This window comes from Pseudomonas sp. BS3782 TE3695, assembly GCF_050435305.1.
Taxonomy (GTDB): domain Bacteria; phylum Pseudomonadota; class Gammaproteobacteria; order Pseudomonadales; family Pseudomonadaceae; genus Aquipseudomonas.
This window is the reverse complement of record NZ_JBNDKB010000001.1, coordinates 1,092,550-1,116,767: the sequence shown is the minus strand read 5'-3', so window position 1 is coordinate 1,116,767 and position 24,218 is coordinate 1,092,550. Positions and strand designations below refer to the sequence as shown.

The 24,218-nt window shown below is 58.1% G+C and carries 23 protein-coding genes, 1 other RNA gene and 1 pseudogene; 10 read left to right on the top strand and 15 right to left on the bottom strand.

Translation table 11 applies throughout. From position 1 onward, the window contains the following. Nucleotides 1-121: 121 nt before the first annotated feature. The 7 genes and pseudogenes from ABH909_RS05005 to ABH909_RS04975 all read right to left on the bottom strand — a co-directional run bounded on the left by ABH909_RS05005 (nucleotide 122) and on the right by ABH909_RS04975 (nucleotide 7,551). Nucleotides 122-1,738, bottom strand: coding sequence for an ABC transporter permease (locus tag ABH909_RS05005; RefSeq protein WP_429430951.1), 1,617 nt, complete (start codon nucleotides 1,736-1,738; stop codon nucleotides 122-124). A gap of 143 nt (nucleotides 1,739-1,881) precedes the next feature. Beyond that, nucleotides 1,882-2,886, bottom strand: a complete 1,005-nt coding sequence (locus ABH909_RS05000) for an extracellular solute-binding protein (protein ID WP_429430949.1) — start codon at nucleotides 2,884-2,886, stop codon at nucleotides 1,882-1,884. Nucleotides 2,887-3,105: 219 nt separating this feature from the next. Next, nucleotides 3,106-4,323 carry a 2-octaprenyl-3-methyl-6-methoxy-1,4-benzoquinol hydroxylase gene (locus tag ABH909_RS04995; RefSeq protein WP_429439749.1) on the bottom strand — a complete coding sequence of 406 codons (1,218 nt, stop codon included), beginning with the start codon at nucleotides 4,321-4,323 and terminating at the stop codon, nucleotides 3,106-3,108. Between the two features lie 9 nt (nucleotides 4,324-4,332). After that, a pseudogene (locus ABH909_RS04990) lies at nucleotides 4,333-4,422 on the bottom strand (tetrameric acyl-CoA thioesterase); the annotation flags it as partial. Between the two features lie 28 nt (nucleotides 4,423-4,450). Continuing rightward, complete coding sequence (gene ubiH / locus ABH909_RS04985; protein ID WP_429430947.1) at nucleotides 4,451-5,638, bottom strand: 2-octaprenyl-6-methoxyphenyl hydroxylase; 1,188 nt, start codon at nucleotides 5,636-5,638, stop codon at nucleotides 4,451-4,453. Continuing rightward, nucleotides 5,635-6,969 (bottom strand): Xaa-Pro aminopeptidase, encoded by a 1,335-nt coding sequence (pepP, locus tag ABH909_RS04980; protein ID WP_429430945.1) that lies wholly within the window; start codon nucleotides 6,967-6,969, stop codon nucleotides 5,635-5,637. Before pepP ends, ubiH begins: the two co-directional genes overlap by 4 nt. Before the next feature lie 27 nt (nucleotides 6,970-6,996). Beyond that, nucleotides 6,997-7,551, bottom strand: coding sequence for a YecA family protein (locus tag ABH909_RS04975; RefSeq protein WP_008012538.1), 555 nt, complete (start codon nucleotides 7,549-7,551; stop codon nucleotides 6,997-6,999). 266 nt (nucleotides 7,552-7,817) lie between these two features. Between ABH909_RS04975 and ABH909_RS04970 the strand changes: the two genes are divergently transcribed. The 4 genes from ABH909_RS04970 (at nucleotide 7,818) to ABH909_RS04955 (ending at nucleotide 9,241) form a co-directional block, all read left to right on the top strand. Next, nucleotides 7,818-8,027 (top strand): TIGR02449 family protein, encoded by a 210-nt coding sequence (locus ABH909_RS04970; protein WP_007982902.1) that lies wholly within the window; start codon nucleotides 7,818-7,820, stop codon nucleotides 8,025-8,027. Beyond that, nucleotides 8,024-8,341: a cell division protein ZapA gene (locus tag ABH909_RS04965; protein WP_429430943.1), complete on the top strand. Its 318-nt coding sequence runs from the start codon at nucleotides 8,024-8,026 to the stop codon at nucleotides 8,339-8,341. The genes ABH909_RS04970 and ABH909_RS04965 overlap by 4 nt, the downstream gene beginning before the upstream one ends. Nucleotides 8,342-8,371: 30 nt before the next feature. Next, nucleotides 8,372-8,550, top strand: a non-coding RNA gene (gene ssrS / locus ABH909_RS04960) — 6S RNA. 85 nt (nucleotides 8,551-8,635) lie between these two features. Beyond that, complete coding sequence (locus ABH909_RS04955; RefSeq protein ID WP_429430941.1) at nucleotides 8,636-9,241, top strand: 5-formyltetrahydrofolate cyclo-ligase; 606 nt, start codon at nucleotides 8,636-8,638, stop codon at nucleotides 9,239-9,241. Between the two features lie 35 nt (nucleotides 9,242-9,276). Here the strand turns inward: ABH909_RS04955 and ABH909_RS04950 are convergent, their stop codons facing one another. Continuing rightward, on the bottom strand, nucleotides 9,277-9,426 hold the full coding sequence (locus ABH909_RS04950; protein WP_429430939.1) for a hypothetical protein: 150 nt from the start codon (nucleotides 9,424-9,426) through the stop codon (nucleotides 9,277-9,279). A gap of 199 nt (nucleotides 9,427-9,625) precedes the next feature. Between ABH909_RS04950 and ABH909_RS04945 the strand changes: the two genes are divergently transcribed. Continuing rightward, a complete protein-coding gene (locus ABH909_RS04945; RefSeq protein WP_429430937.1) occupies nucleotides 9,626-10,078 on the top strand; it encodes an EVE domain-containing protein in 453 nt (150 codons plus the stop codon). 132 nt (nucleotides 10,079-10,210) lie between these two features. Here ABH909_RS04945 and ABH909_RS04940 read toward each other — a convergent pair whose 3' ends face one another. Next, nucleotides 10,211-10,618 (bottom strand): flagellar basal body-associated protein FliL, encoded by a 408-nt coding sequence (locus ABH909_RS04940; protein WP_429430935.1) that lies wholly within the window; start codon nucleotides 10,616-10,618, stop codon nucleotides 10,211-10,213. A 150-nt stretch (nucleotides 10,619-10,768) separates the two neighbouring features. On the opposite strand from ABH909_RS04940, the gene ABH909_RS04935 reads away from it, so the two are divergent. The 5 genes from ABH909_RS04935 to glpT all read left to right on the top strand — a co-directional run bounded on the left by ABH909_RS04935 (nucleotide 10,769) and on the right by glpT (nucleotide 17,898). Next, on the top strand, nucleotides 10,769-11,746 hold the full coding sequence (locus tag ABH909_RS04935) for an NADPH:quinone oxidoreductase family protein (RefSeq protein ID WP_429430933.1): 978 nt from the start codon (nucleotides 10,769-10,771) through the stop codon (nucleotides 11,744-11,746). Between the two features lie 200 nt (nucleotides 11,747-11,946). After that, nucleotides 11,947-14,523, top strand: a complete 2,577-nt coding sequence (locus ABH909_RS04930) for an S-type pyocin domain-containing protein (protein WP_429430931.1) — start codon at nucleotides 11,947-11,949, stop codon at nucleotides 14,521-14,523. Beyond that, nucleotides 14,523-14,999: a DUF6392 family protein gene (locus tag ABH909_RS04925; protein WP_429430929.1), complete on the top strand. Its 477-nt coding sequence runs from the start codon at nucleotides 14,523-14,525 to the stop codon at nucleotides 14,997-14,999. The genes ABH909_RS04930 and ABH909_RS04925 overlap by 1 nt, the downstream gene beginning before the upstream one ends. Before the next feature lie 85 nt (nucleotides 15,000-15,084). Further along, nucleotides 15,085-16,083 carry a bacteriocin immunity protein gene (locus ABH909_RS04920; protein ID WP_429430927.1) on the top strand — a complete coding sequence of 333 codons (999 nt, stop codon included), beginning with the start codon at nucleotides 15,085-15,087 and terminating at the stop codon, nucleotides 16,081-16,083. A gap of 465 nt (nucleotides 16,084-16,548) precedes the next feature. Then, nucleotides 16,549-17,898, top strand: coding sequence for a glycerol-3-phosphate transporter (glpT, locus tag ABH909_RS04915; protein WP_429430925.1), 1,350 nt, complete (start codon nucleotides 16,549-16,551; stop codon nucleotides 17,896-17,898). Here the strand turns inward: glpT and ABH909_RS04910 are convergent. The 6 genes from ABH909_RS04910 to ABH909_RS04885 form a co-directional block, all read right to left on the bottom strand. Then, entirely contained in the window at nucleotides 17,874-18,542 is a 669-nt protein-coding gene (locus ABH909_RS04910; protein ID WP_429430923.1) for a gamma-glutamylcyclotransferase, read from the bottom strand. The two genes, glpT and ABH909_RS04910, sit on opposite strands and share 25 nt — an antisense overlap. A gap of 209 nt (nucleotides 18,543-18,751) precedes the next feature. Then, on the bottom strand, nucleotides 18,752-19,720 hold the full coding sequence (locus ABH909_RS04905; RefSeq protein WP_429430921.1) for a CDP-6-deoxy-delta-3,4-glucoseen reductase: 969 nt from the start codon (nucleotides 19,718-19,720) through the stop codon (nucleotides 18,752-18,754). Continuing rightward, on the bottom strand, nucleotides 19,720-21,186 hold the full coding sequence (gene ubiD / locus ABH909_RS04900; RefSeq protein WP_007899385.1) for a 4-hydroxy-3-polyprenylbenzoate decarboxylase: 1,467 nt from the start codon (nucleotides 21,184-21,186) through the stop codon (nucleotides 19,720-19,722). The genes ABH909_RS04905 and ubiD overlap by 1 nt, the downstream gene beginning before the upstream one ends. A 141-nt stretch (nucleotides 21,187-21,327) precedes the next feature. After that, nucleotides 21,328-22,587, bottom strand: coding sequence for a transcription termination factor Rho (gene rho / locus ABH909_RS04895; protein ID WP_007899384.1), 1,260 nt, complete (start codon nucleotides 22,585-22,587; stop codon nucleotides 21,328-21,330). A gap of 247 nt (nucleotides 22,588-22,834) precedes the next feature. Then, the gene (trxA, locus tag ABH909_RS04890; RefSeq protein WP_007899382.1) at nucleotides 22,835-23,164 is read right to left on the bottom strand and encodes a thioredoxin TrxA; all 330 of its coding nucleotides are present in this window, start codon (nucleotides 23,162-23,164) and stop codon (nucleotides 22,835-22,837) included. Nucleotides 23,165-23,286: 122 nt separating this feature from the next. Continuing rightward, nucleotides 23,287-23,994, bottom strand: coding sequence for a FadR/GntR family transcriptional regulator (locus ABH909_RS04885; RefSeq protein WP_429430919.1), 708 nt, complete (start codon nucleotides 23,992-23,994; stop codon nucleotides 23,287-23,289). Nucleotides 23,995-24,218 lie beyond the last annotated feature (224 nt).

Genomic DNA, 24,218 nt, shown 5'->3' with positions numbered 1-24,218 from the left:
AGGCGCTGCACGGGATGAAATGCCTTGAAATAAAAGGCTTTCAGCCGATTTCAGCAACCCGATCCGAGGACGGACCGCACCGAATGCCGCGCATTGTAGCCGCAAGGTGTAGGACTGACACCTACGCGTTTCGATGCGCCGAACGTCGGATCAATCCGATGACCGGTAATAGCCCGACCAACACCAGGGTCAGCGCCGGCAACGAGGCCCTCGCCCACTCGCCCTCGCTGGTCATTTCAAAGATCCGCACCGCCAGCGTGTCCCAGCCAAACGGGCGCATCAGCAGGGTTGCGGGCATTTCCTTGAGCACGTCGACGAACACCAGCAACGCCGCGCTCAATGTGCCCGGCAGCAGCAACGGCAGATACACTTTGAAAAACAGTCGTGGCCCACTGACGCCAAGGCTACGTGCTGCTTCGGGCAAAGAGGGCCGTATTCGCGCCAGGCTGCTTTCCAGCGGTCCATAGGCCACCGCGATAAAACGCACCAGATAGGCCAGCAACAACGCCGACAGACTGCCCAGCAGCAACGGTTTGCCCGCGCCGCCAAGCCAGCCCGACAGCGGGATCACCAGTTCGCGATCCAGGTAACTGAATGCCAGCATGATCGACACCGCCAGCACCGAGCCCGGCAAGGCGTAACCAAGGTTGGCCAGACTGATGCCGGAGCGGATCGCCCGGGTCGGCGCCAATCGACGGGCAAAAGCCAGCACCAGAGCGACACTGACGGTGATCAATGCAGCCATGCCGCCCAGGTACAGGGTATGGAGGATCAATCCGGCATAACGCTCATCCAGATCGAAGCGCCCGCGTTGCCAGAACCACATCACCAGTTGCAGCACGGGAATGACGAAAGCGCAGGCGAACACCAGACCGCACCAGCTCATGGCCGCCAGCGCCTTGAACCCTCGCAGGTGATACAACGCCTTGATCCGCGGCCGTTCGTTACTCGCCCGATGGGCTCCGCGGGCACGGCGCTCGCCATACAGCACGACCATCACCACCAACAGCAATAGGCTGGCCAGTTGCGCGGCGGTGGAGAGGCTGAAAAAGCCGTACCAGGTTTTGTAGATAGCGGTGGTGAACGTATCGAAGTTGAACACCGACACGGCACCGAAATCCGCCAGGGTTTCCATCAGCGCCAACGCCACGCCCGCGCCAATGGCCGGACGTGCCATGGGCAATGCCACTCGCCAGAACGCCTGCCATGGGGATTGCCCAAGGACTCGCGCGGCTTCCATCAAGCCTTTGCCCTGAGCCAGGAATGCGCTACGTGCCAACAGGTAAACATACGGATAAAAAACCAGCACCAGTACCAGAATCACTCCGCCGGTGGAGCGCACTCGCGGCAGTCTCAAACCGCTGCCAAACCATTCACGCAGTAAGGTTTGCACGGGGCCGGCGAAATCCAGCAGGCCAACGAAGACGAATGCCAGCACATAAGCAGGAATCGCAAAGGGCAACATCAGCGCCCAGTCCAGCCAGCGCCGCCCAGGGAATTCGCAGAGGCTGGTGAGCCAGGCCAGGCTGACACCCAGCAGCGTTACGCCAAAACCGACGCCGAGTACCAACGTCAGGGTATTGCCCAGCAGTCGCGGCATCTGGGTGTCCCACAGGTGGGACCAGATCTGCTGATCAATGATTTGCCAGGAAAAAAGCAGAACGCTCAGGGGCAATAGGACCAGCGCAGCAATGGCGAAGACCAGGGGATACCAGCGGCGTTGGGCGGGGTGGGCCAAGGAAGGTGTCTCGCAAGGAAATCGTGAAGTGTAAGGAAAAAATGCAAAAAGATCGCAGCCTTCGGCAGCTCCTACGTTGGGATGATGTACACCCGGTAGGAGCTGCCGAAGGCTGCGATCTTTTGACCTTTAAAACAGCAGACTCAGTTCCAGCCAGCCCGATCCATCATCCGGATCGCTTCAGCCTGACGCTTGCCAGCGATTTCCACCGGCAAGGTGTCGGCCTTAAACTTGCCCCAGCTCGCGACTTCAGCTGAAGGCTCAACGGCAGGGTTGGCCGGGAATTCCTGGTTCACGTCAGCGAAAATCTTTTGCGCTTCGGGCGTGGTCATCCACTCCACCAGCGCCTTGGCGGCTTCTGGGTGTGGAGCGTGTTTGGTCAGGCCAATGCCCGACAGGTTGACGTGCACGCCACGGTCGCCCTGATTCGGCCAGAACAGTTTCACCGGCAGGTCCGGCTTCTGTTGGTGCAGACGGCCATAGTAGTAAGTGTTGACGATGCCGACATCGCACTGGCCGGCATTGATCGCCTCCAGCACGGCAACGTCATCGGAGAACACGTCGGTGGACAGATTGTTGACCCAGCCCTTGAGGATTTTCTCGGTTTTCTCGGCGCCATGGACTTCGATCATGGTGGCGGTCAGAGACTGGTTGTAGACCTTCTTTGCCGTGCGCAGGCACAGACGACCTTCCCATTGCTTGTCGGCCAGCGCTTCGTAGGTGGTCAGTTCAGCGGGTTTAACCCGGTCGGTGGAATAGGCAATGGTCCGAGCCCGCAGGCTGAGGCCGGTCCAGGCATGGGAGGACGCCCGGTATTGCGACGGGATGTTGGCGTCGATCACCTTGGAAGTGAACGGCTGGAGGATGCCCATCTGCTCGGCCTGCCAGAGGTTGCCGGCATCGACAGTCAGCAGCAGATCGGCAGTGGCGTTTTCGCCCTCGGCCTTGATCCGCTGCATCAGCGGTGCTTCCTTGTCGGTGATGAACTTCACCTGCACGCCGGTTTTCTGGGTATAGACATCGAAGACCGGTTTGATCAATTCATCGATACGCGAGGAGTAAACCACCACCTCGTCGGCGGCCTGGGCGGCGGTGCTGCCAATTAGGGTCAGGGCCAGTGCGGTCAGTAGACGCTTGGGTGCCAACATGGGAGCGGTCTCTCGAATAGGGGAGTGAGAGCAAATGATAAGGACTCACATTTCGCATCTCAATCGAACAGTGGGTGGAGGCGTTACCGGATGTTGCACGGTTTTGGAAGGTGCGTTGAATGTGCCGCCTTCGCGAGCAAGCCCGCTCCCACACTGGAATGCATTTCAAATGTGGGAGCGGGCTTGCCCGCGAAGAGGCCATCAGCCCCAACGAAGATCTCAGGCCTTGGCAAGTGCCGGCAGATCCCCAATCAACCCAAGCGCTTCACGCACGAACAACGCCTTGGCCTCGGGCATTTGGTCGACCATCCTCAACCCCGTATTACGCAACCAGCGCACCGGCAACGGATCGGCCTGGAACAACCGCTCGAGCCCTTCCATCGCGGCCATCAACGCCAGATTGTGGGGCATGCGCCGACGCTCGTAGCGACTGAGTACTTTCACGTCCGCTAACCGCTCACCGCGTGCGGCCGCTTGCAGCAGCACTTCGGCCAGCACCGCGGCATCGAGGAAACCAAGGTTCACGCCTTGCCCGGCCAGCGGATGGATGGTGTGGGCCGCATCGCCGATCAGCGCCAGACCTTCAGCCACATAACGCTTGGCATGACGCTGACGCAGCGGCACACACAAACGCGGGTCGGCGCTGAGCACGGTGCCGAGGCAGCCTTCAAAGGCCCGTTCCAGTTCCTTGCAGAAGCCTTCGTCATCCAGCGCCATCAGGCGTTCGGCTTCGCTCGGCGTGGTCGACCAGACGATCGAGCACCAATCCTGTTGACCGTCCCGCTCCAGCGGCAGAAACGCCAGCGGGCCGTTGTCGGTGAATCGTTGCCAAGCGGTCATTTGATGAGGTTTTGAGCTGCGCACGCTGGTCACGATCGCGTGGTGCATGTAATCCCATTCGCGAGTCGCAACACCGGTCAGGCGCCGAACGGCCGAGTTAGCGCCATCCGCCGCGATCACCAAGGGTGCCCGCAAGGTGCGGCCATCGGCCAGGGTCAGCAGCCAGTCGTCACCGGAGCGGCGCATCTGCTCCAGACGCGCATTGGCCAGCATCCCGAGATCGCAATCGTGCAGTCGGTCGAGCAAGGCGTCCTGAACCACGCGGTTCTCGACGATATGCCCGAGCACTTCGGCATGCACGCTGGTCGCCGAGAAATGGATCTGCCCGGTGCCGCTGCCATCCCAGACGTGCATCTGCGTATAGGGGCTGCTGCGCCGGTTGACGATGCCATCCCAAACGCCCAGGCGTTCGAGTATTCGCTGGCTGGCCGCCGACAAGGCGCTCACCCGCGGTTCGAACGGTGCCTGTTCATCGAAGGGTTTGACGCTCAGGGGGCTACCGTCCAGCAGCAGGACTTCCAGCCCACTGTTTTGTAACGCCAGCGCCAGGGCACCGCCGACCATTCCGGCTCCGACAATCAGCAGATCTGCGCGCATTTCCATGCTTTAAGCCTGTCTCGCTTGCGGCTTGAGCCGCACGTAAAGGATTTTTTCGACCCGTGTCACCCAAGTGCTCGCGCCGTCGTGAATATCGACTTACAGGTGCTCCCTGCCCGGCTTTCGCTTAGTCATCGGGACGCGTACCCAGGCCCATGGCTTGTCGTGCGAACCAGCGTTTGGCCGGCGGCAGCAGATCGAGGCCAAGCAGCCCGATGTTGCGGCCCAGAGAAACCAGCGGCTGCGTGCTGCCGAATAACCGGGTGACCTGATCAGAGAAGCCCACGGTCAGGTTCTGGTCCATGCGCTGACGCTCGCGGTAGGCCTGCAAGGTGGCGAAATCGCCGGGCCCGGTTTCGCTGCCCAACAAGGTATCGGCCAGGGCTTGGGCATCGCGCAGGGACAGGTTGAACCCTTGCCCGGCAATCGGATGCAGGCTGTGGGCGGCGTTGCCGAGAATCGCCAGATGCGGGCGGACTTGCTCTTCGGCTTCGATCAGCGACAGCGGATACAAATGCCGTGCGCCCACCTGTTTCAGCGTGCCGAGGCGATAACCGAAGATGCCCTGCAGCTCAGCGAGAAAGCTGCGGTCATCAAGGGCTGCCAGTCGTTGCGCGTCCATGCCCAGACGGGTCCAGACCAGCGCGCAACGGTTGTCCGGCAACGGCAGCAAGGCCATCGGCCCATCGTCGGTGAAACGTTCGAAGGCCATGCCGTTGTGCGCTTCGCTGGGGGTGATGTTGGCGATCAGCGCGCTCTGGTTGTACGGGCGTTTCTTGATGCCAATCCCCAGTTGCTCACGCAAGCCGGAACGGCCGCCATCGGCGAGCACCGCAAGGTCGCATTCCACCAGGGTTTCATCGTTGAGCGTCAGGCGATAGCCGTCGGTCAGCGGTTCCATGCCGATGACTTCCGCCGGGCAACGCCAACTGATCACGTCCTTGTCCAGACTGTGCCAGAGGCATTGGCCGAGCCAGGCGTTTTCCACCACATAACCCAGCGCCGGAACGCCCTCTTCCATCGCCGACAACCGCGCGGTGGAGAAACGTCCACGGTCGGAGACATGAATCTGTTTGATCGGCTCGGCGCGGCGGGAAATTTCCTGCCACACGCCCAACCGTTGATAAATCTGCCGGGCACCGAAGGAGAGCGCCGAAGAACGGGCGTCATAACTGGGTTGATAGCTGTCGCCGGGGGCAAATGGTTCGATCAGCACGATCTTCCAGCCACGAGCCTTGGCCCCGGCCTGCAACGCCAACGCCAGACTGGCGCCGACCAGGCCGCCGCCGATGATTGCCAGATTGACTCGACTCATGCCGCTTGTGTCCGTGCGGCGGCCATCAATGCCTCGATGTCGGCGACCGTTTTCGGCACGCCGTTCGTCAGGATTTCACAACCGGTTTTAGTGACCACCACGTCGTCCTCGATACGTACGCCAATGCCGCGCCATTTCTTCGCCACGTTCTGGTTGTCCGGCGCAATATAAATGCCCGGCTCGACCGTCAGCGCCATGCCGACTTCCAGCACGCGCCATTCGCCGCCGACCTTGTACTCGCCAACGTCGTGCACATCCATGCCCAACCAGTGGCCAGCGCGGTGCATGTAAAACGCTTTATAGGCTTCGCTGGCGATCAACTCGTCGACGTCGCCCTGCAACAGGCCCAACTTCACCAGACCGGCGGTAATCACCCGGACCGTGGCTTCGTGCGCCTGATTCCAGTGTTTGTTCGGTGCGATTTCGGCAAACGCCGCTTCCTGGGAAGCCAGCACCAACTCGTAAATCGCCTTCTGCTCCGGTGAATACTTGCCGTTGACCGGCCAGGTGCGGGTGATGTCGCTGGCGTAGCAGTCGATCTCGCAACCGGCGTCGATCAGCACCAGATCGCCGTCCTTGAGCACGGCGTCATTCTGCTGGTAATGCAGGATGCAGCTGTTGCGCCCGGCGGCGACGATCGAACCGTATGCCGGCATCTTCGCCCCGCCCTTGCGAAACTCGTAATCGAGCTCGGCTTCGAGGCTGAACTCATGCAAACCGGCACGGCTGGCCTGCATCGCACGAATATGGGCCTGGGCGGAAATCCGTGCGGCTTCGCGCATTACCTTCACTTCTGCCGCCGATTTATACAGGCGCATGTCGTGAAGCAGATGATCCAGGGCAACGTATTCGTTCGGCGGCTGGGCGCCGAGGTGTGCTTTAGAGCGGATCACGTTGATCCAGTCCATCAGGTGCCGATCGAATTCCGGGTTGCTGCCCATGGCCGAGTACACCCGGTCACGGCCTTCGATCAGGCCCGGCAGGATGTCGTCGATGTCGGTGATGGGGAATGCGTCGTCGGCGCCGTAATCACGGATCGCGCCTTCCTGGCCGGCGCGCAGGCCGTCCCACAATTCCCGTTCGGCATTACGCTCCCGGCAAAACAGCACGTATTCGCCGTGTTCACGGCCGGGCATCAAGACGATGACGGCTTGAGGCTCGGGAAAACCACTGAGGTACTGGAAGTCACTGTCCTGACGGTAGACGTGCTCGACGTCGCGGTTGCGGATGGCCACCGCGGCGGCGGGCAGGATGGCAATGCTGTTGGGTTCCATCTGCGCCATCAACGCCTTGCGGCGACGGCTGTATTCCGATTTCGGGATATGAATCATGGGCAGATGGCTTTCCCTGGCACGCGATTAATGCAACGACGGTTTGGCAGCCGCTTCGTCGGTTTTCTTGGTTTCGGTGAACAGCAGCAACGGAGCGACGCGCAGGTACTCCATCACTTCCATGTAGTCGCTTTCGCCGTCATCAGACTCTTCCAGCGCGTCCTGTACCTGGGCAATGGCGGCGAGATCCTGCAGCACTTCGGTGGCTTCAGTGCTCAAGGCATATTCGCGGCGGGTCAGACCGAAGCCGGTCAGAAAGCCCTGGCACCATTGGCCCAGCGCGGCCGCACGCTCGGTGAGCGGCGCGTCGTCGGTCGGCAGCAGCAGGACCACGGTCATGTCGTCGCTGGTAAGCTCGCCCTTGACCATCTCTTGCAGGCCGATCAAGGCGTTGCGAACGTTGTCTTGTGGCTCGCCTTCGAGCAGCTCGGCGGCGTCAGCCAACCAGCTGTCGGCTTCGAAGCCGGCACCGGCGCAACTGCGACCGAGCAACAGGCCGTGCAGTTCGGCAGGCGAGACAGGATGGCCACTGGTGCTCAGCAGGGTGGCGAAGGCTTGGTACGGAGAATTCTGAATGGGCATGGGCAGCTAGGCGCCAGACGGCGCTATGTCTAGAATGAAGGCCTTGTATCCTACATCGACAGACTCGCCAAGACTATTAAAGGCTGTCCGCCAGCCAGGCCTGTACGAAAACTCGCCGAGCGGCGATCAGGCAAGGCAAAAACAGGCGAGCACGCGGAGTGTAGGGCCTACATGAGCATTGCGAGCCTGTTTTTAACGAAGCATGATCGACGCGCAGGCAGTTTTGTACAGAGCCTGCCACCCATCAGACACAACCAGTGGACACAATGGAAGACACCGACCTGCAAGCGCTGATGGCCAGACTCGAACTGCTAATTACTCGGGTCGAGCAACTAAAGAGTCAGAACGGACTCCTATTAGCTCAGGAAAAGACCTGGCGCGAGGAACGCGCGCACCTCATTGAAAAAAATGAAATCGCCCGGCGTAAGGTCGAATCGATGATTTCGCGCCTCAAGGCCCTGGAGCAAGACTCATGAGTTCAAGCAATAGCGTTACCGTGCAGATCCTCGACAAAGAATATTCGATCATTTGCCCTCAGGAAGAGCGCAGCAACCTGGTGAGCGCTGCCCGTTACCTGGACGGCAAGATGCGCGAAATCCGCAGCAGCGGCAAAGTCATCGGCGCCGACCGCATCGCCGTGATGGCCGCCCTGAACATCACGCACGAGCTTCTGCACAAGGAAGAACGCCCGGATGTCCAGGCCAGCGGCTCGACCCGTGAGCAGGTTCGTGACCTGCTGGACCGCGTCGATCTGGCGCTGTCGACCGATCCGGATGTCACCAAGGGCTGAAACGCGAAACCGCTTGGGGTATACTCGCATCACTCCCTGGGGTGCTTGCCAGTTGACGACGTCCCTGAGCCGATTCGCACTACCCTGGAGGTTGCACGTTGGGCTGGTGTGCATGTCCGCTAGACGGAAAGCCTTAAAGCCTACTGCATCTTCCACCTTGAACTTTCGGGTTCAAGGGCTAAGTCGACAGCGGTTCATCCGGGGAGCCTGATTCCAGTCCGATGCCGGTTTAAATACCGGCATCGGCTTTTTTACGGGTACGCTTTGGTACTCGCACTTCTGAAGCCTGAATCCATGACCGAACCTGCGCTGCTGCCCCGCCCGCAACTTCGACGCATGCTGCGCAAGGCCCGCCGCGCACTGACACCCTGTCAGCAGCGCGAGGCCGCTCGCGGGCTGTATAAGCAATTGGCCCAGCATCCGCTGTTCCGCCGCGCAAAACACATCTCCCTGTACTTGCCCAACGACGGTGAAATCGACCCACGTCTGCTGATGCGGGCCGCGCAACGGCGGGGCAAGGCGACGTATCTGCCGGTGCTCAGTGCCTGGCCGCAAACCAAAATGGTGTTCCAGCGAATTCGTCCTGGGGAAAAGCTCAAGCCCAACCGTTTTCGTATCCCCGAACCACGGCACAACATTGCCCGGCAACGCAAGGTCTGGGCGCTGGATCTGGTGTTGTTGCCGCTGGTGGGGTTTGACGATGTCGGCGGACGCCTGGGAATGGGCGGTGGTTTCTACGACCGAAGCCTGGCGTACCTGGCGCGGCGCAAAAACTGGCGCAAGCCGACGCTGCTGGGCCTGGCCCATGAATGTCAGAAGGTGCAACGATTGGCTCAGGCGAGCTGGGATGTGCCGCTGCAGGGAACGGTCACGGACAAGGCGTGGTATTTCGCGGACTAGACGCCACTGATATCAGCGGCGTCCAAAAGACAGGTTCAGCGCTTGAAGGCCGACGGCTGTTGCTGCGTGATCTCGACCGGAGCATCGGGTTTATTGTTCCACAGGCTTTGGGCATAACCGGTGGTCACGACACCCAGCCCAAATAAAACAACCAAAATCCATAGTAAATCCGGTTTGCGTTTCATCGATTGCCCCCCAAAGGCACATCAACACGATGACAGCAGCGGTTTCCGTTGTAGGTGTAGGCCGTGCAGCAGCGTCAAGCTTAGAAGGCCGGCATTTTGCGACAACGTGAACCGACACGCAAACACTGGCGTCAACCGACCGTCGGTTTGTCATAAAATGCCCGACCACTTGCCCACTCACCTCGCAAGGAGCAAAACCATGGCCTATTGGCTGATGAAATCCGAGCCCGATGAACTCTCGATCAAAGACCTGGAAAAGCTTGGCCGAGCGCGCTGGGACGGGGTTCGCAACTATCAGGCGCGTAACTTCCTGCGGGCCATGGCGGTGGGTGACGAGTTTTTCTTCTATCACTCCAGTTGCCCCGAGCCAGGGATTGCCGGGATCGGCAAAATTGTCGAGGCGGCTTACCCGGACCCGACGGCGCTGGAGCCTGAAAGTCATTATTTCGATCCAAAGGCCACTGCCGAGAAAAACGCCTGGAGTGCGATTGATGTTGCGCATGTCGAGACATTCCCCAAGGTGCTGAAGCTCGATTATCTGAAGCAGCAAACCGCGCTGGCTGAGATGCCACTGGTGCAGAAGGGTTCGCGGCTATCGGTGATGCCAGTGACGGCGGAGCAGTGGGCGGCGGTGATTGCATTACGGGCATGAGCGATGCAGCGACAGCAAGAATGCCTTCGCGAGCAAGCCCGCTCCCACATTAAACCGAGTTGCAGGATAAGTACGCGGTCAACTGTGGGAGCGGGCTTGCTCGCGAAGGGGACAGCCCAGACAAAAAAAGTCTTACTGAATAATGAGGTTGTTGAACAACAAATCCTCAACCACCGGTTTGCCGGTTTCATCGTTCATCACTTGCTGGGTCTGCTTCAAGGCTTCCTGACGCAGCTTTTCCTTGGCTTCGATGTTATTCATGGCTTCCGTGGTCTGCTGTGCAAACAGCGCCACCAGCTTGTTACGGATCAATGGCTCATTGGCCTTTACCGCTTTGGTCGCCTCGTCACCGGTCACCCGCAAGGCCACATCGGCCTTGTAGACCTTGAGTTTGGGCGTGCCGTCCAGCCCATAGTTGCCCACGAATGGCGGGCTCAGGGTGATGTAGTTGACCTTCGGGGCTTCACCTTCTTTGGCTTCTTCGGCCAGCGCTGCCACAGGCAGAGACAGGGCCAGCATCAACATGATCCACGCTTTCACAATTCGCTCCTTATCCGGTTTGCGGCCAAGCATAACGACCCGCCGCTCAAGCACAAGCTTATGGCTGACTATCAGGGTCGGGCATGCTCGTTGACCCAATGACTCACACACCTACACTTATCGGCCATCACTCCCAAAGGAATAGCCCTGATGAAAGCCGTGCTGTGCAAAGCCTTCGGCCCTGCCGAATCGCTGGTGCTGGAAGACGTCGCCAGCCCTGTGGCGAAGAAGAATGAAATCCTGCTGGATGTGCACGCGGCTGGGGTGAATTTCCCGGACACGTTGATCATCGAGGGCAAATACCAATTCAAGCCGCCCTTCCCGTTTTCGCCGGGTGGCGAAGCGGCCGGTGTGGTTAGCGCGGTGGGCGAGAAGGTCAGTCACCTCAAGGTCGGTGACCGGGTCATGGCCCTGACTGGTTGGGGCAGCTTTGCCGAGCAGGTCGCGGTGCCGGGCTACAACGTGCTGCCGATCCCGCCCTCGATGGACTTCAACACCGCCGCCGCATTCAGCATGACCTACGGCACTTCGATGCACGCCCTCAAGCAACGGGGCAACCTGCAACCTGGCGAAACCTTGCTGGTGCTCGGCGCTTCCGGCGGCGTCGGCCTTGCCGCCGTGGAAATCGGCAAAGCCATGGGTGCTCGCGTCATAGCCGCCGCCAGCAGCGCAGAAAAACTCGCAGTGGCCAAGGCCGCCGGCGCCGATGAGTTGATCAACTACAGCCAAACCAGCCTCAAGGACGAGATCAAACGCCTGACCGACGGCCAGGGCGCCGACGTGATCTACGATCCGGTCGGCGGTGATCTGTTCGACCAGGCCATCCGCGCCATCGCCTGGAACGGCCGACTTTTGGTGGTCGGTTTCGCCAGCGGACGAATCCCGGAGCTGCCAGTGAACCTGGCACTGCTCAAAGGCGCAGCGGTAGTCGGCGTATTCTGGGGCTCGTTTGCCCAACGTCAGCCACAGGACAACGCGGCGAACTTCCAGCAGTTGTTTGGCTGGTTTGCCGAGGGCAAGTTGAAGCCACTGGTGTCGCAGGTGTATCCGCTGAGCAACGCGGCGCAAGCCATCAATGACCTTGGCCAGCGCAAGGCGGTCGGGAAAGTGGTGGTTCAGATTAGGTAACCTCGGACGTCTGAGCCAACCTTCCTGGCTCAGACATCTTCGCTAAAACTGATTCTCATGGCTTAACTTGGTCAATGGTTGGTGGCTTGGCTAAAAATTTGAAACACTATTCAGAGCCCCGCTTTAAATGCGATAAATATGTAGTGCACAAGACACCACAATAAAAACCATCCTGCCCCATACAGACAAGGAGTGACTGTATGGATGATGGAACAGTAAACATATTTCATGGAAACATTGCACACACCACCCAAAGTAATGGTTTTTTCACTACGGGTGGAGGTGGTGGATTTTCGGGCAGTGGAAGCGCGGGGCGCCGCAGGCGAGCCAAGCGTCTCCAAACGTTGGAACAACATCGGCGTGAAACTGCCATCGCCGCTCAGAATCAAACAATTGCGACACAAACCCTTCAATATGAATCGGCCCGCAATGCACTTGACGCTGAACACTCATTACGACGCACAACTCTGGATCAAGTAGTTCAAACCGAGCTAAACGCTATACATCCCTCGGTCAGAATAGATCGCGAGGTGCCCGGCAGCTTTGCCCTTCTTAAAGACAAAGCAAGTGTTGATCACTTGTTAGCCTTGAAAAAGGCCGAACTTCAAGCAATGACTACCAGAGCCAATGCGTTCTTTGGTAGCGCAGCGCTAAACCAGACCACCCAGGATTACCTGAATAGATTTCATGAACTTGGTAGCACCGCAAGTGCTCACCAGTCTTGGGCGTCTTCATATGACGCCGCACAAGCGGTACGGACGCTCACTGAAATAATCCGCAGACTGACCGAGCAATCGCATGCACTTTCTGTGAAGAACACCCAATTCGTAGCCGAATGGCGTGCACGCGAAGAGCGCTGGGAACGAGAAGCTCAAAAACACAGAGCGTTATTAAAAGCTCAAGAGGCAGACGTCAAGGCATTCAGAAAAAACAACGAAGAACGGCGCCTGGAAGTTATCAGGTCGACCAATACCGTGAGTGCGCCCGCTGGCGTTGCGGCATCACGCCCAATGCTGATAACTGCCTCGGCTCTATTGAGCCCAAAGTTTCTCGAAACGGCGCTGGATGTTGCCCTTGGCGATGCCATGGCAGAGCTGCTCAGGATTGCTCGTCTGCGAACCGGACAAATTGCAGGCACGTTTGTGACTGCAATGACTTACTCGCCCGTACTGGGCGATGCTGAATTGTCCGGTACTCAGCGTGATCTCGCGATCAAAGCGCTGAGCGTACCAGCAGAAATGATGGAACTGCCGGATAACCTGGACTTGCGGAAAACTGCCGACGAAAACGGCACAGTTGATCTGGATTATCGGGTCCGTTTCGAAACCCAAGCAATGGAAACGAAGTTTCTCGTTGCCAGGACCGATGGAAACATCGTGCCCAGTGCGGTCAAGGTCGTTGCCGGCATACTCGACCCGCTGACAAACAGCATTCAGGTTACCGGCGAAGGCTTTTCCCCCATCACCTTGCGGCTCACCACTAGTCCGCAAGAAACGACAGCAAGCGCACCATCCATGGGGTATTCGGGGCTAATCATGGCTTCCGGCCAGCCTCCAGTAGAAACCATACCGACCGGAGCGGACACGCGCTTCAATGACCGGCTGATAGTGTTTCCCCAACATCTGGGTCTGGCACCTTTCTACGTTGCATTCAATACCCCATGGGGCAATCCCGAAGTGGCAACCGGTAACGGTCAGCCGACGACAAATGACCTGCGCGGATTGACTCGACAAGGCAACCCAGCCGCCATTCCATCGCAGTTGGCAGACCGGCTGCGAGGCCGGCAATTCATATCGGCTGACGACTTTAAAAAAGATTTCTGGAAAACGACGGCAAAGGATAAAGACCTGAGCAGGTCGCTCTATGACCTCAATGCCAAGCGAATGGAAAAAGGCTATGCCCCAATCGCCAAGAAGAGCGACTGGGTCGGCGATTCCAGAAAGTTTGATCTGCGCTATCTCGAACAACCAACGGCGGCTAGAGACACTTACAACTTCGATGAGATGGGGATAGTTGGCCCCAACGGACGACCGGGTACAACCGACGTTACTTCTACCGCGGCCCCCTGGTCGCTTCCCGGAAGCCCGGTATCCGATGCTTTTGACGCGGCGCGAAAAGCATTCAGCGCAAACGCCGGAAGCATGGTTTCCAATCCACCGAATTGGACTCCACTCATTCCCCCTGGTAGCGAACTGCTCGGCCCGACGCCTTTGCCGGGGGTTCCAGTGCGCGTTCCTGTGTATCTCGGAGGAACGACCACACCCCTGCCCCCACAAAATGAAACATTACCCGGCATTGACGTAGCGGACGTCCTCACCGGTATTCTCTGGTTGCCGACAGATCCAGGATTGGCACCGCAATACGTCCTGTATGCCGAGATGCCGGTGAGGCCGTTGGAGGTGGGGCCCTATGGTGATTTGAGCAAGCGAAGCGTGAAGGATGGGTTGGATGCTGACCACATTCCTTCTCGCAAGGCGCTGGAAAGCCATCTGGCTGCAAATTTCCCCGAGCTGCCGCGACGTAAAATTAAAAGATACCTCGACCACGCTCCGAGTATCACAATTCCTACTAGCATCCATCAGAAGTACAGCGAGACGTATGCCGGGCGAAACACGAAGGACAAGCAAGCCAAAGATTCCGCAGATATTCAGGCCGCAGTAGATAGTAATTTCAACGCAATTAAGCAAGGACTATTAGAAGAAGGCTTTTTAGAGTCCGACATTGAGAAAGCCCGACAGCAATTACATGTCTTAAACAAAGAACAGGGGTGGTATTGATGAAAGCTACAACCATAGAGCACTGGATCAAAAAACTGGGACTATCTTATGACATCCTAATATCCGAAGGAAGTATTCCGAATCAACCCTTGGAAGAGCTTTATCCCGGGCGAGACTGGTTAGATATTGAACCTGCCGCAGGCCTCGAACTTAGCTTCTGGGCTGAAACCCGGCGCTTCGAAAAGCTCTTCATTACTGTGCTGGAATCAATGCCAGGGCTGCCCATCTACAAGGGAGAGTTACCGAATCCCTACACTTCGAATATGTCCCAATCTGACGTACACGCCTTGTTTACAACGCCTCTGGAGGTGCAGCCTCCGGTAAAAATGCCAAAACCCATGGGTCAAACAGGAGGCTGGGAATCTTATCGTCTCGACCCTGAAAAGCATCCGAACATAAAGGTAGTGTTTCAGTACACAGCCTCAATGCAGGTGGACACCCTGGTTTTTACTTTAATCGAAAAAGACCACGACTAAGTCCAATGGATCACCTCGCCCATTTCAGCATGGGCAAGGTGCAGAACTCTGCTTCTTGCGAATCAAAAACAGGGAATCACGGAAGATGGAACTTAAACAAACAATTCAAGACTACACCGAAGCAGAATTCTTGAGCTTCGTAAAAAAAATCTGGGCCGTCGATGTTTTGGAAGATGAGCACGACAGACTTGTTTCGCATTTCGACACAATCTGTCAACACCCAATGGGGGCGGACCTGCTTTTCTACACGGACGACTTCAATAACGAGTCATCTCCTGAAAACGTGTTGGCCACGCTAAAAGTATTCCATGCCTATAAGAGCCTGCCCGGTTTTAAGGAACAACGAGCTGGTGAAATACCCGAAAATACCGCAAGCAGCAACGTACCTGTCGATACCCCCGGCATCTATTACGCGCCCTACTCCCGCGCTAGTGAAGGGCCATTGGTGATGACGGTTGCTGCGGAAGCGATGGCGTCTTTCGAGCGTATCTCGCTGGCATTACAAGAGGCAACGCTCAACGCAGTTGCGCACCTTAGCCGTTTGGCCACGACGCCGGGTAATGGCGCCATAGGCAAATATGTAAACATTCTCTGTTTCTCCATGAACCTGGGCCACTCAGAGCGCTACGCATTGAGTATTCCGATTTCCGAACTAGGCTTCAATGAGCCCTTGGACTGGCAAGGTCTTGCTCAGGCGAAAGGCGAAGTGAATCTCCCATTTAGACTTGGATCCGGAAAAGTCTCTGAGTTTAATGAAATGATGCCGGCAGTCCAACTCGCAACAGCGGACGGCGCGACCCTGAAGTCAAGCGTCAGGGTCAGAAGAGCCGTCAGCTCGCCTTACACTGGGACCTACAATTTCACTAGCGAAGACACTGCCGCAATTACCTTGATCTGGATGCCTGAAAACCGACCAGTCAAAGCCTGGAAGAGATCTCCCAGCACTATCATTTCACGAGGTATTCCAGCGATTCAGACATTTTCCAATCCCTCTGAAGTGATTTTTGACGACTACGTAATTGTATTCCCCCTCAACTCAGGATTAGCGCCACTCTACGTCATGTTCCAAAACAATCCGACTTGATCGCGTCAACAACATCGATGATCTTGGCCAGCGCAGGGGTCGGGAAAGTGGTGATTCAGGTCGCTGATCCCGACAAAACGGTCTGGACTTGCATTAATAGGGGGCCGACCGTCTACGGCTTGAATCTCCACTGCGCTACCGCAAGCCGGGTCGCCTCGAGCCATCGGCATGTGCCGTGAACCTGGGTTAAAGCTCCATGGCTCCACGCTGAAGGTCATGGCTTCTGGTAACCGAACAGAACATTTCCCAAACACCTGCCCTACTCCGGAAGCCTCAGGCGTAACAAAGCGGCCAGAGGTAATACTTTCAACACCGTCCTTCATTTACGTCTGGGCGACATGTTCATAAAGGAACACTCGATTTCCAACATTTCCGCTGTTTTGCTGATGATAACCAATGCTATTTTCAGTAACGAAACTGTAACATTCGCATCCGCAGTCAAAACAAGAAATCTGGAGCTCTTGAATGTTTGCTTTCTTTCGTCCTGCCGCACATCAGGCTCCATTGCCTGAAGAAAAAATAGACAGCACCTACCGACGCCTTCGCTGGCAGATCTTCGCCGGGATTTTCATTGGGTATGCGGGTTACTACCTGCTGCGCAAGAACTTCTCCCTGGCAATGCCGTACCTGATCGACGAGGGTTACACCCGTGGTCAACTGGGCCTGGCAATGTCGGCGATTGCGATTTCCTACGGCCTGTCGAAGTTCCTCATGGGCCTGGTGTCCGACCGCTCCAACCCGCGCTACTTCCTGCCATTTGGCCTGCTGGTGTCGGCCGGCGTGATGTTCGTTTTCGGCTTCGCGCCTTGGGCAACGTCCAGCGTGACCATGATGTTCATCCTGCTGTTCATCAACGGCTGGGCCCAAGGCATGGGCTGGCCACCGAGTGGCCGAACCATGGTGCACTGGTGGTCGCAGAAGGAGCGCGGTGGCGTGGTGTCTGTGTGGAACGTGGCACACAACGTCGGCGGCGGCCTGATCGGCCCGCTGTTCTTGCTCGGCATGGGTCTATTCAATGACTGGCACGCCGCGTTTTACGTACCGGCAGCGGTGGCTCTGGCCGTCGCGGTGTTTGCCTTGATGACCATGCGCGACACGCCACAGTCGGTGGGCCTGCCGCCGATCGAGAAGTACAAGAACGACTACCCGGAAGGTTACGACGCTAGCCACGAAGAGGAATTCAGTGCCAAGGAAATCTTCGTCAAGTACGTGCTGCGCAACAAAATGCTCTGGTACATCGCCATGGCTAACGTCTTCGTCTACCTGCTGCGTTACGGCGTGCTGGACTGGGCACCGACCTACCTCAAGGAAGCCAAAGGCTTCACCGTGGATAAAACCTCGTGGGCGTATTTCTTCTACGAGTGGGCGGGGATCCCGGGCACGCTGCTGTGCGGCTGGATGTCGGACAAGATCTTCCGTGGCAATCGTGGCCTGACCGGCATGGTGTTCATGGCGCTGGTGACCGTGGCGACACTGGTTTACTGGCTTAACCCGGCCGGCAACCCGACCGTCGACATGATCGCGCTCGTCTCGATCGGCTTCCTGATCTACGGCCCAGTGATGCTGATCGGTCTGCAAGCGCTGGAACTGGCGCCGAAGAAAGCCGCCGGGACTGCAGCAGGCTTCACGGGGTTGTTCGGATATCTGGGTGGTTCAGTCGCGGCCAGTGCAGCGATGGGCTACACCGTGGACCACTTCGGCTGGGACGGCGGTTTCGTCTTGCTGATCGGCGCATGCCTGCTGGCGATGGCCTTCCTTGCGCCAACGCTGTGGCACAAGCAAGTCGCCAGTCAGAGCCGCGAAGCGATCGCCTGATCGGTCTTTGATTTGCAACGCTTGAGCCGCGCCTCCAGATTTCGGTCTGGCATGGCGTGGCTACGCAGGGCGTGAGCGGTCTGCTCGACATATTCGCGAGTGGTGCCGTAACGCCCGCAAGCGCTGTCGAACACCTGGCTCAGCACATGATCCGGCAAGTTGCCGGCATAGCTGGGCAGGTGCCGCTCCAATACGAACCCCAATGCCTGAACCTGGTTTCCGTCTTCGAGACGGCAGTTGAGCCAATGCGGGCGATAGGATGGGAATGGCATTTCACGTTGCCAGAGTGCATACAGCGAAGCGTCGAGTTGTTCTTCGGGCAAGCGATAGGCAAACCCGCTGCATGAGCCGCCGCGATCCAGGCCAAATACCAGCCCGGGCACTTCCGGTGTACCGCGATGTTCGTGGGACCACAGGTATAAGCCGCGATGGTAGCCATGAACGCGACCGCGTATTCGCTCTACCGCCGCACATTCAGGGCGCCAGATCAGCGAACCGTAAGCGAACAACCACACCGGCCCACCCTTGTGGCGCGCCATGGTCGATTGCATCGAGCTGAGCAGCTGTTCGTGCGTAAGCTGCGGCCCAAGATCGAGCTGCGGAGGGTAAGCCAGATTCAAAAAAGCAGATTCAATGGCGCTCATGGCGAATAGCGTTCAGCTCCCCGCGGGTGAAGAATTACTTAATAGAACGCACCGTTGTAACAATAAGGCACATAGGTTTGAAGGCAATTTAAGTGCCACGCCAGTGTTCTAAAACTTATTGCCTGATGAGATATAACCTACCGGCATTTATATAAATTCATAAATACCGATCGGCTATATGGGAAGTTATATTGATTTAAGAGCGCGGATCAGGCTCGCGGCGCGTAAGCGAAAACATCCGCGCGCATTTGATGGGCATCCATCCCCGCTTCGACCAGCGCATCCAGGGTGCCATAGACCATCGCCGGAGAGCCGCTGGCGTAGACGTGCAGGGCTTTCAGGTCAGGGAAATCTTCACACACTGCCTCATGCAACATGCCGCAGCGTCCTCCCCAACCACACTGATCGCTGACGACTTTATGCAGGAACAGATTGGGCAGTTTTTCCCATTCATCCCAATGTTCGATGGCATAAAAGTCTTCAGGACGACGCACGCCCCAATACAGATGCACCGGATGCTTGAACCCCGCGGCCCGGCAATGTTCGATCAGGCTGTGGATCTGGCCCATGCCGGTCCCGGCAGCAATCAGTACCAGTGGACCGTCTGGCAGTTCCGCCAGATGGGTATCACCGAACGGCATCTCGATGCGCACTATCGGGTTGCGCTGAAGCTGTTCGATCAGGCTCAGCGCACTGCTTTCGCGCGCCAATATGTGAATTTCCAGGTCGCGACCGGAATGCGGTGCAGAGGCCAGGGAGAAGGCGGATTTCTCGCCGTTCTCTCGCTCGATCATCAGGTACTGGCCGGCGTGATAGCGCGGTGGCTTGCCCGCCGGCGCACGCAAACGCACGCGCCAGGTATCGCCGCCGACATCCCTGCATTCAATGACCTGACACGACACGCTGCGCACCGGCAATTCTCCCAGCGCGAGCACGCCATCCCACAGCACGATGCAGTCTTCCAGCGGCTCTGCAATGCAAGTGTAGAACTCGCCATGGTCGCGCACCTCGCCGGCTTGTTCGACCCGCCCTTCCACCAACAACGCGCCACACACATGGCAATTGCCGTTTCGACAGCTTTGCGGGCATTCATAGCCCAGGCGCCGCGCGCCATCGAGAATCCGCTCGCCGGGCAGAATCTCTAGCACTGCTCCGGAGGGCTGCAAGGTTACACGCATCAATCTATTCCTAACTGATTCCAGATGGCATCGATCCGTTGGGTAACGGCTTCATCCTTGACGATGACCCGGCCCCACTCGCGAGTGGTTTCGCCAGGCCACTTATGCGTGGCATCGAGCCCCATCTTCGAACCCAGGCCGGAAACCGGCGAGGCGAAGTCGAGGTAGTCGATCGGCGTGTTGTCGATCATCACCGTGTCGCGCTTGGGGTCCATGCGCGTAGTGATGGCCCAGATCACGTCGTTCCAGTCCCGTGCGTTGATATCGTCGTCAGTGACGATAACGAACTTGGTGTACATGAACTGTCGCAAAAACGACCAGACACCGAGCATTACCCGCTTGGCATGCCCAGGATACGACTTCTTCATGGTCACGATGGCCATGCGGTACGAACAGCCTTCGGGCGGCAGGTAGAAGTCGGTGATCTCCGGAAACTGCTTCTGCAGGATCGGCACAAACACTTCGTTCAGCGCCACGCCGAGAATTGCCGGCTCATCCGGCGGACGGCCGGTGTAGGTGCTGTGATAGATCGGTTTGATCCGATGGGTGATGCGCTCGACGGTGAACACCGGGAAGCTGTCGACTTCGTTGTAATAGCCAGTGTGGTCGCCATACGGGCCTTCGTCGGCCATTTCACCCGGATGGATCACGCCTTCCAGAATGATTTCAGCAGTGGCCGGCACTTGCAGGTCGTTGCCGCGGCACTTCACCAGTTCGGTGCGGTTGCCGCGCAACAGACCGGCGAAAGCGTATTCGGAGAGGCTGTCCGGCACCGGCGTCACAGCCCCCAGAATGGTTGCCGGGTCAGCGCCCAAGGCCACGGAGACCGGGAACGGCTGGCCGGGGTGTTTCTCGCACCATTCACGGTAATCCAGCGCGCCGCCACGGTGGCTCAACCAGCGCATGATCACCTTATTGCGGCCGATCACCTGCTGACGATAGATGCCGAGGTTCTGGCGATCCTTGTTTGGACCTTTGGTGACGGTCAGGCCCCAGGTGATCAGCGGACCGACGTCGCCCGGCCAGCAGGTCTGTACCGGCAACATCGCCAAATCGACATCGTCGCCTTCGATGACCACTTCCTGGCAGACCGCGTCTTTGACGACTTTCGGTGCCATGGCAATGATCTTGCGGAAGATCGGCAGCTTGGACCAAGCGTCTTTCAGGCCTTTCGGCGGCTCGGGCTCCTTGAGGAACGCCAACAGCTTGCCGATTTCGCGCAACTCACTGACTGCTTCTGCGCCCATGCCCAGCGCCACGCGCTCGGGGGTGCCGAACAGGTTGCCAAGTACGGGAATGTCATAACCGGTAGGGTTTTCGAAAAGCAGCGCGGGGCCCTTGGCGCGCAACGTGCGATCGCAGACCTCGGTCATCTCGAGCACTGGGGACACCGGAACCTGGATGCGCTTGAGTTCGCCGCGCTTTTCCAGGCCGCTGATAAAGTCGCGCAAGTCGCGATATTGCATGCGTGAGCCTCGTGTTGGCCGTGGCGTTCGGGGCAGGCAGTTTAGCGCCGAACCCCTCTATTCAGAACCACGAACTGCCGTTGATCAAAAATCAGATAGCAAAAAGCCGGGTTTCCCCGGCTTTTGCTGACTTTCTGCGACTTACTTGCGTTTCATCGACAGGAAGAACTCGTCGTTGGTCTTGGTCTGTTTCAACTTGTCGACCAGGAACTCGATGGCAGAGACTTCGTCCATCGGGTGCAGCAGCTTGCGCAGGATCCACATACGCTGCAGTTCGTCGTCGGCCGTCAGCAACTCTTCGCGGCGAGTACCGGAACGGTTGATGTTGATGGCCGGGAACACACGCTTCTCGGCGATCTTGCGATCCAGAGGCAGTTCCATGTTGCCGGTGCCTTTGAATTCTTCGTAGATCACTTCGTCCATCTTCGAGCCGGTTTCAACCAGCGCGGTAGCGATGATGGTCAGCGAGCCGCCTTCTTCGATGTTCCGTGCCGCGCCGAAGAAACGTTTCGGTTTCTCCAGGGCGTGGGCATCGACACCACCGGTCAACACCTTGCCGGAGCTCGGGATCACGGTGTTGTAGGCACGCGCCAGACGGGTGATGGAGTCGAGCAGGATCACCACGTCCTTTTTGTGTTCGACCAGGCGCTTGGCCTTCTCGATCACCATTTCGGCAACCTGCACGTGGCGAGTTGGCGGCTCGTCGAACGTCGAGGCAACCACTTCGCCGCGCACGGTGCGCTGCATTTCGGTCACTTCTTCCGGACGTTCGTCAATCAGCAATACGATCAGATGAACTTCAGGATTGTTACGTGCGATGTTCGCCGCGATGTTCTGCAGCATGATCGTTTTACCGGCTTTCGGCGGTGCAACGATCAGGCCGCGCTGGCCCTTGCCGATCGGGGCGCACAGATCGATGACACGACCGGTCAAGTCTTCGGTGGAACCGTTGCCGGCTTCCATCTTCATGCGCACGGTCGGGAACAGCGGGGTCAGGTTCTCGAAGAGAATCTTGTTTTTCGCGTTCTCGGGACGATCGTAGTTGATCGTGTCGACCTTGAGCAGTGCGAAATAACGCTCGCCTTCCTTTGGAGGGCGGATCTTGCCAACGATGGTGTCACCGGTGCGCAAGTTGAAGCGGCGGATCTGGCTCGGCGAGACGTAGATGTCGTCTGGGCCGGCGAGATAGGAAGCGTCAGCGGAGCGCAGGAAGCCGAAGCCGTCCTGGAGAATCTCCAGCACGCCATCACCGGAGATTTCCTCGCCGCTTTTAGCGTGCTTTTTGAGCAGGGAGAAAATCACGTCCTGCTTGCGCGAACGGGCCATATTTTCTATGCCCATCTGTTCGGCCAATTCGAGCAGTTCGGTAATCGGCTTTTGCTTGAGTTCAGTCAGATTCATATAGGAATGACGTAATCATTTATGGAGGGGGGAAATTAAGCTTTTGGCTTAATGAGGCCGCGCCGCAGAGAAGGCGACAGGATCGCGTACTAATTCGAAAAGGAGTGCGTCGGCGACGGCTAGCAGGGGGCAGTGGAGAAACCAGTGCGGGGCCGAATGTACCACCTGAGTTTCAGAGCGTCTAGCCCTCAATAACGAAAAGGCCCCGCATTATGCGGGGCCTTTTCATGACACTTTATAACAACGCTTAGATGTTGGCGTCGAGGAAAGCAGCCAGTTGCGACTTCGACAGCGCACCGACCTTGGTGGCTTCGACGTTACCGTTCTTGAACAGCATCAGCGTCGGGATACCACGTACGCCGTGCTTGGCCGGAGTTTCCTGGTTTTCGTCGATGTTCAGCTTGGCAACGGTCAGCTTGCCAGCGTAGGTGCCAGCGATCTCGTCCAGAACCGGGGCGATCATTTTGCAAGGGCCGCACCACTCAGCCCAGTAGTCAACAAGCACAGGGCCAGCAGCCTTCAGTACTTCTTCTTCGAAGTTAGCGTCGGTGACGTGCTTGATAAGATCGCTGCTCATGGATGTCTCCGGGTTGTAAGCAATAAAAAACGTGGCCCATCATAGCCGCCCTTCCCGTGTTCAGGAAGCCGCAGATGATTGAGTCTCGCTATGGTGGCCCATGAGTTTGGGTATAGCTCAAGTCATGAGGTGGCGGGAGCGACGAAAGCAATTCCGGTACGCAGGGCGGCATTGCGCACATGCTCCTGCATGGCCTTCTGCGCGGCGCCAGAGGCCCGACGAGCCAGTGCGCGGAGGATTTTACGGTGCTCCTGCCAGGTTTCCATGGCCCGTTCGGCCCGGATGAACGGTAGCTTCTGGCTCTCCAGGAAGATATCGGCACTGGCTGAAAGGATGCTCAGCATTGCCTGATTGCCGCTGGCCAGGAGAATGCACCGGTGAAACTCGAAATCCAGTTGCGCCGCTGCATCGAAGTCGGCGGCCCGCAGTTCGTTGCGCATGGCGGCGACATTGTCTTCCAGGGCATCGAGCTCATCGGTGCTCAGGGTCACGGCCGCTAGCCCCGCGGCAAAACCTTCCAGCGCGTAGCGCAACTGGAAGATGTCCAGCGGCGACGCCTGAGCCGCGAACGGCCAGCCCGGCGCCGCGTCACCCCGAGGCAGATCGACCGGCGACTGCACGAACGCGCCTTTGCCTGGCTGGATACTGATCACGCCCAGTGCACTCAGGGACGATAACGCCTCGCGCAACGATGCCCGGCTGACCCCCAATTGCACCGCCAGGTCCCTTTGCGAAGGCAAGGCATCGCCCGCCCCGAAACCTTGCTCGGTAATCAGTTTACGGATGGCTTGCAGCGCCACTTCGGGTACGGCGCGGGAGATCGAGTTCATGGTTTTTTCAGACGAACCAGGCCAATGAGCGGCTAGTTGTAAAGCTATTCGCGACGTCCGGCAAGTCGTGCCCCATGGGGGTTCGGGGATTTTCACGGGTGCGCCATCAGGGTGCGAAATGCCACCCAACTGTTCAGACCAGTAAGACCGAACGACACCAGCAAAACCGTGGCCTGCGGCGCCCAAAAACCAATCTTGGCATGGCCCGTGCTCTGTCGATCCGC

What these genes read in the sequence shown, in the direction of transcription:
- ABH909_RS05000 (WP_429430949.1), bottom strand. Translation starts at nt 2,886, where the DNA reads ATGTTGGCACCCAAGCGTCTACTGACCGCACTGGCCCTGACCCTAATT.
- ABH909_RS04995 (WP_429439749.1), bottom strand. Translation starts at nt 4,323, where the DNA reads ATGCGCGCAGATCTGCTGATTGTCGGAGCCGGAATGGTCGGCGGTGCC.
- ubiH (WP_429430947.1), bottom strand. Translation starts at nt 5,638, where the DNA reads ATGAGTCGAGTCAATCTGGCAATCATCGGCGGCGGCCTGGTCGGCGCC.
- pepP (WP_429430945.1), bottom strand. Translation starts at nt 6,969, where the DNA reads ATGATTCATATCCCGAAATCGGAATACAGCCGTCGCCGCAAGGCGTTG.
- ABH909_RS04975 (WP_008012538.1), bottom strand. Translation starts at nt 7,551, where the DNA reads ATGCCCATTCAGAATTCTCCGTACCAAGCCTTCGCCACCCTGCTGAGC.
- ABH909_RS04970 (WP_007982902.1), top strand. Translation starts at nt 7,818, where the DNA reads ATGGAAGACACCGACCTGCAAGCGCTGATGGCCAGACTCGAACTGCTA.
- ABH909_RS04965 (WP_429430943.1), top strand. Translation starts at nt 8,024, where the DNA reads ATGAGTTCAAGCAATAGCGTTACCGTGCAGATCCTCGACAAAGAATAT.
- ABH909_RS04955 (WP_429430941.1), top strand. Translation starts at nt 8,636, where the DNA reads ATGACCGAACCTGCGCTGCTGCCCCGCCCGCAACTTCGACGCATGCTG.
- ABH909_RS04950 (WP_429430939.1), bottom strand. Translation starts at nt 9,426, where the DNA reads ATGAAACGCAAACCGGATTTACTATGGATTTTGGTTGTTTTATTTGGG.
- ABH909_RS04945 (WP_429430937.1), top strand. Translation starts at nt 9,626, where the DNA reads ATGGCCTATTGGCTGATGAAATCCGAGCCCGATGAACTCTCGATCAAA.
- ABH909_RS04935 (WP_429430933.1), top strand. Translation starts at nt 10,769, where the DNA reads ATGAAAGCCGTGCTGTGCAAAGCCTTCGGCCCTGCCGAATCGCTGGTG.
- ABH909_RS04930 (WP_429430931.1), top strand. Translation starts at nt 11,947, where the DNA reads ATGGATGATGGAACAGTAAACATATTTCATGGAAACATTGCACACACC.
- ABH909_RS04925 (WP_429430929.1), top strand. Translation starts at nt 14,523, where the DNA reads ATGAAAGCTACAACCATAGAGCACTGGATCAAAAAACTGGGACTATCT.
- ABH909_RS04920 (WP_429430927.1), top strand. Translation starts at nt 15,085, where the DNA reads ATGGAACTTAAACAAACAATTCAAGACTACACCGAAGCAGAATTCTTG.
- glpT (WP_429430925.1), top strand. Translation starts at nt 16,549, where the DNA reads ATGTTTGCTTTCTTTCGTCCTGCCGCACATCAGGCTCCATTGCCTGAA.
- ABH909_RS04910 (WP_429430923.1), bottom strand. Translation starts at nt 18,542, where the DNA reads ATGAGCGCCATTGAATCTGCTTTTTTGAATCTGGCTTACCCTCCGCAG.
- ABH909_RS04905 (WP_429430921.1), bottom strand. Translation starts at nt 19,720, where the DNA reads ATGCGTGTAACCTTGCAGCCCTCCGGAGCAGTGCTAGAGATTCTGCCC.
- ubiD (WP_007899385.1), bottom strand. Translation starts at nt 21,186, where the DNA reads ATGCAATATCGCGACTTGCGCGACTTTATCAGCGGCCTGGAAAAGCGC.
- rho (WP_007899384.1), bottom strand. Translation starts at nt 22,587, where the DNA reads ATGAATCTGACTGAACTCAAGCAAAAGCCGATTACCGAACTGCTCGAA.
- trxA (WP_007899382.1), bottom strand. Translation starts at nt 23,164, where the DNA reads ATGAGCAGCGATCTTATCAAGCACGTCACCGACGCTAACTTCGAAGAA.
- ABH909_RS04885 (WP_429430919.1), bottom strand. Translation starts at nt 23,994, where the DNA reads ATGAACTCGATCTCCCGCGCCGTACCCGAAGTGGCGCTGCAAGCCATC.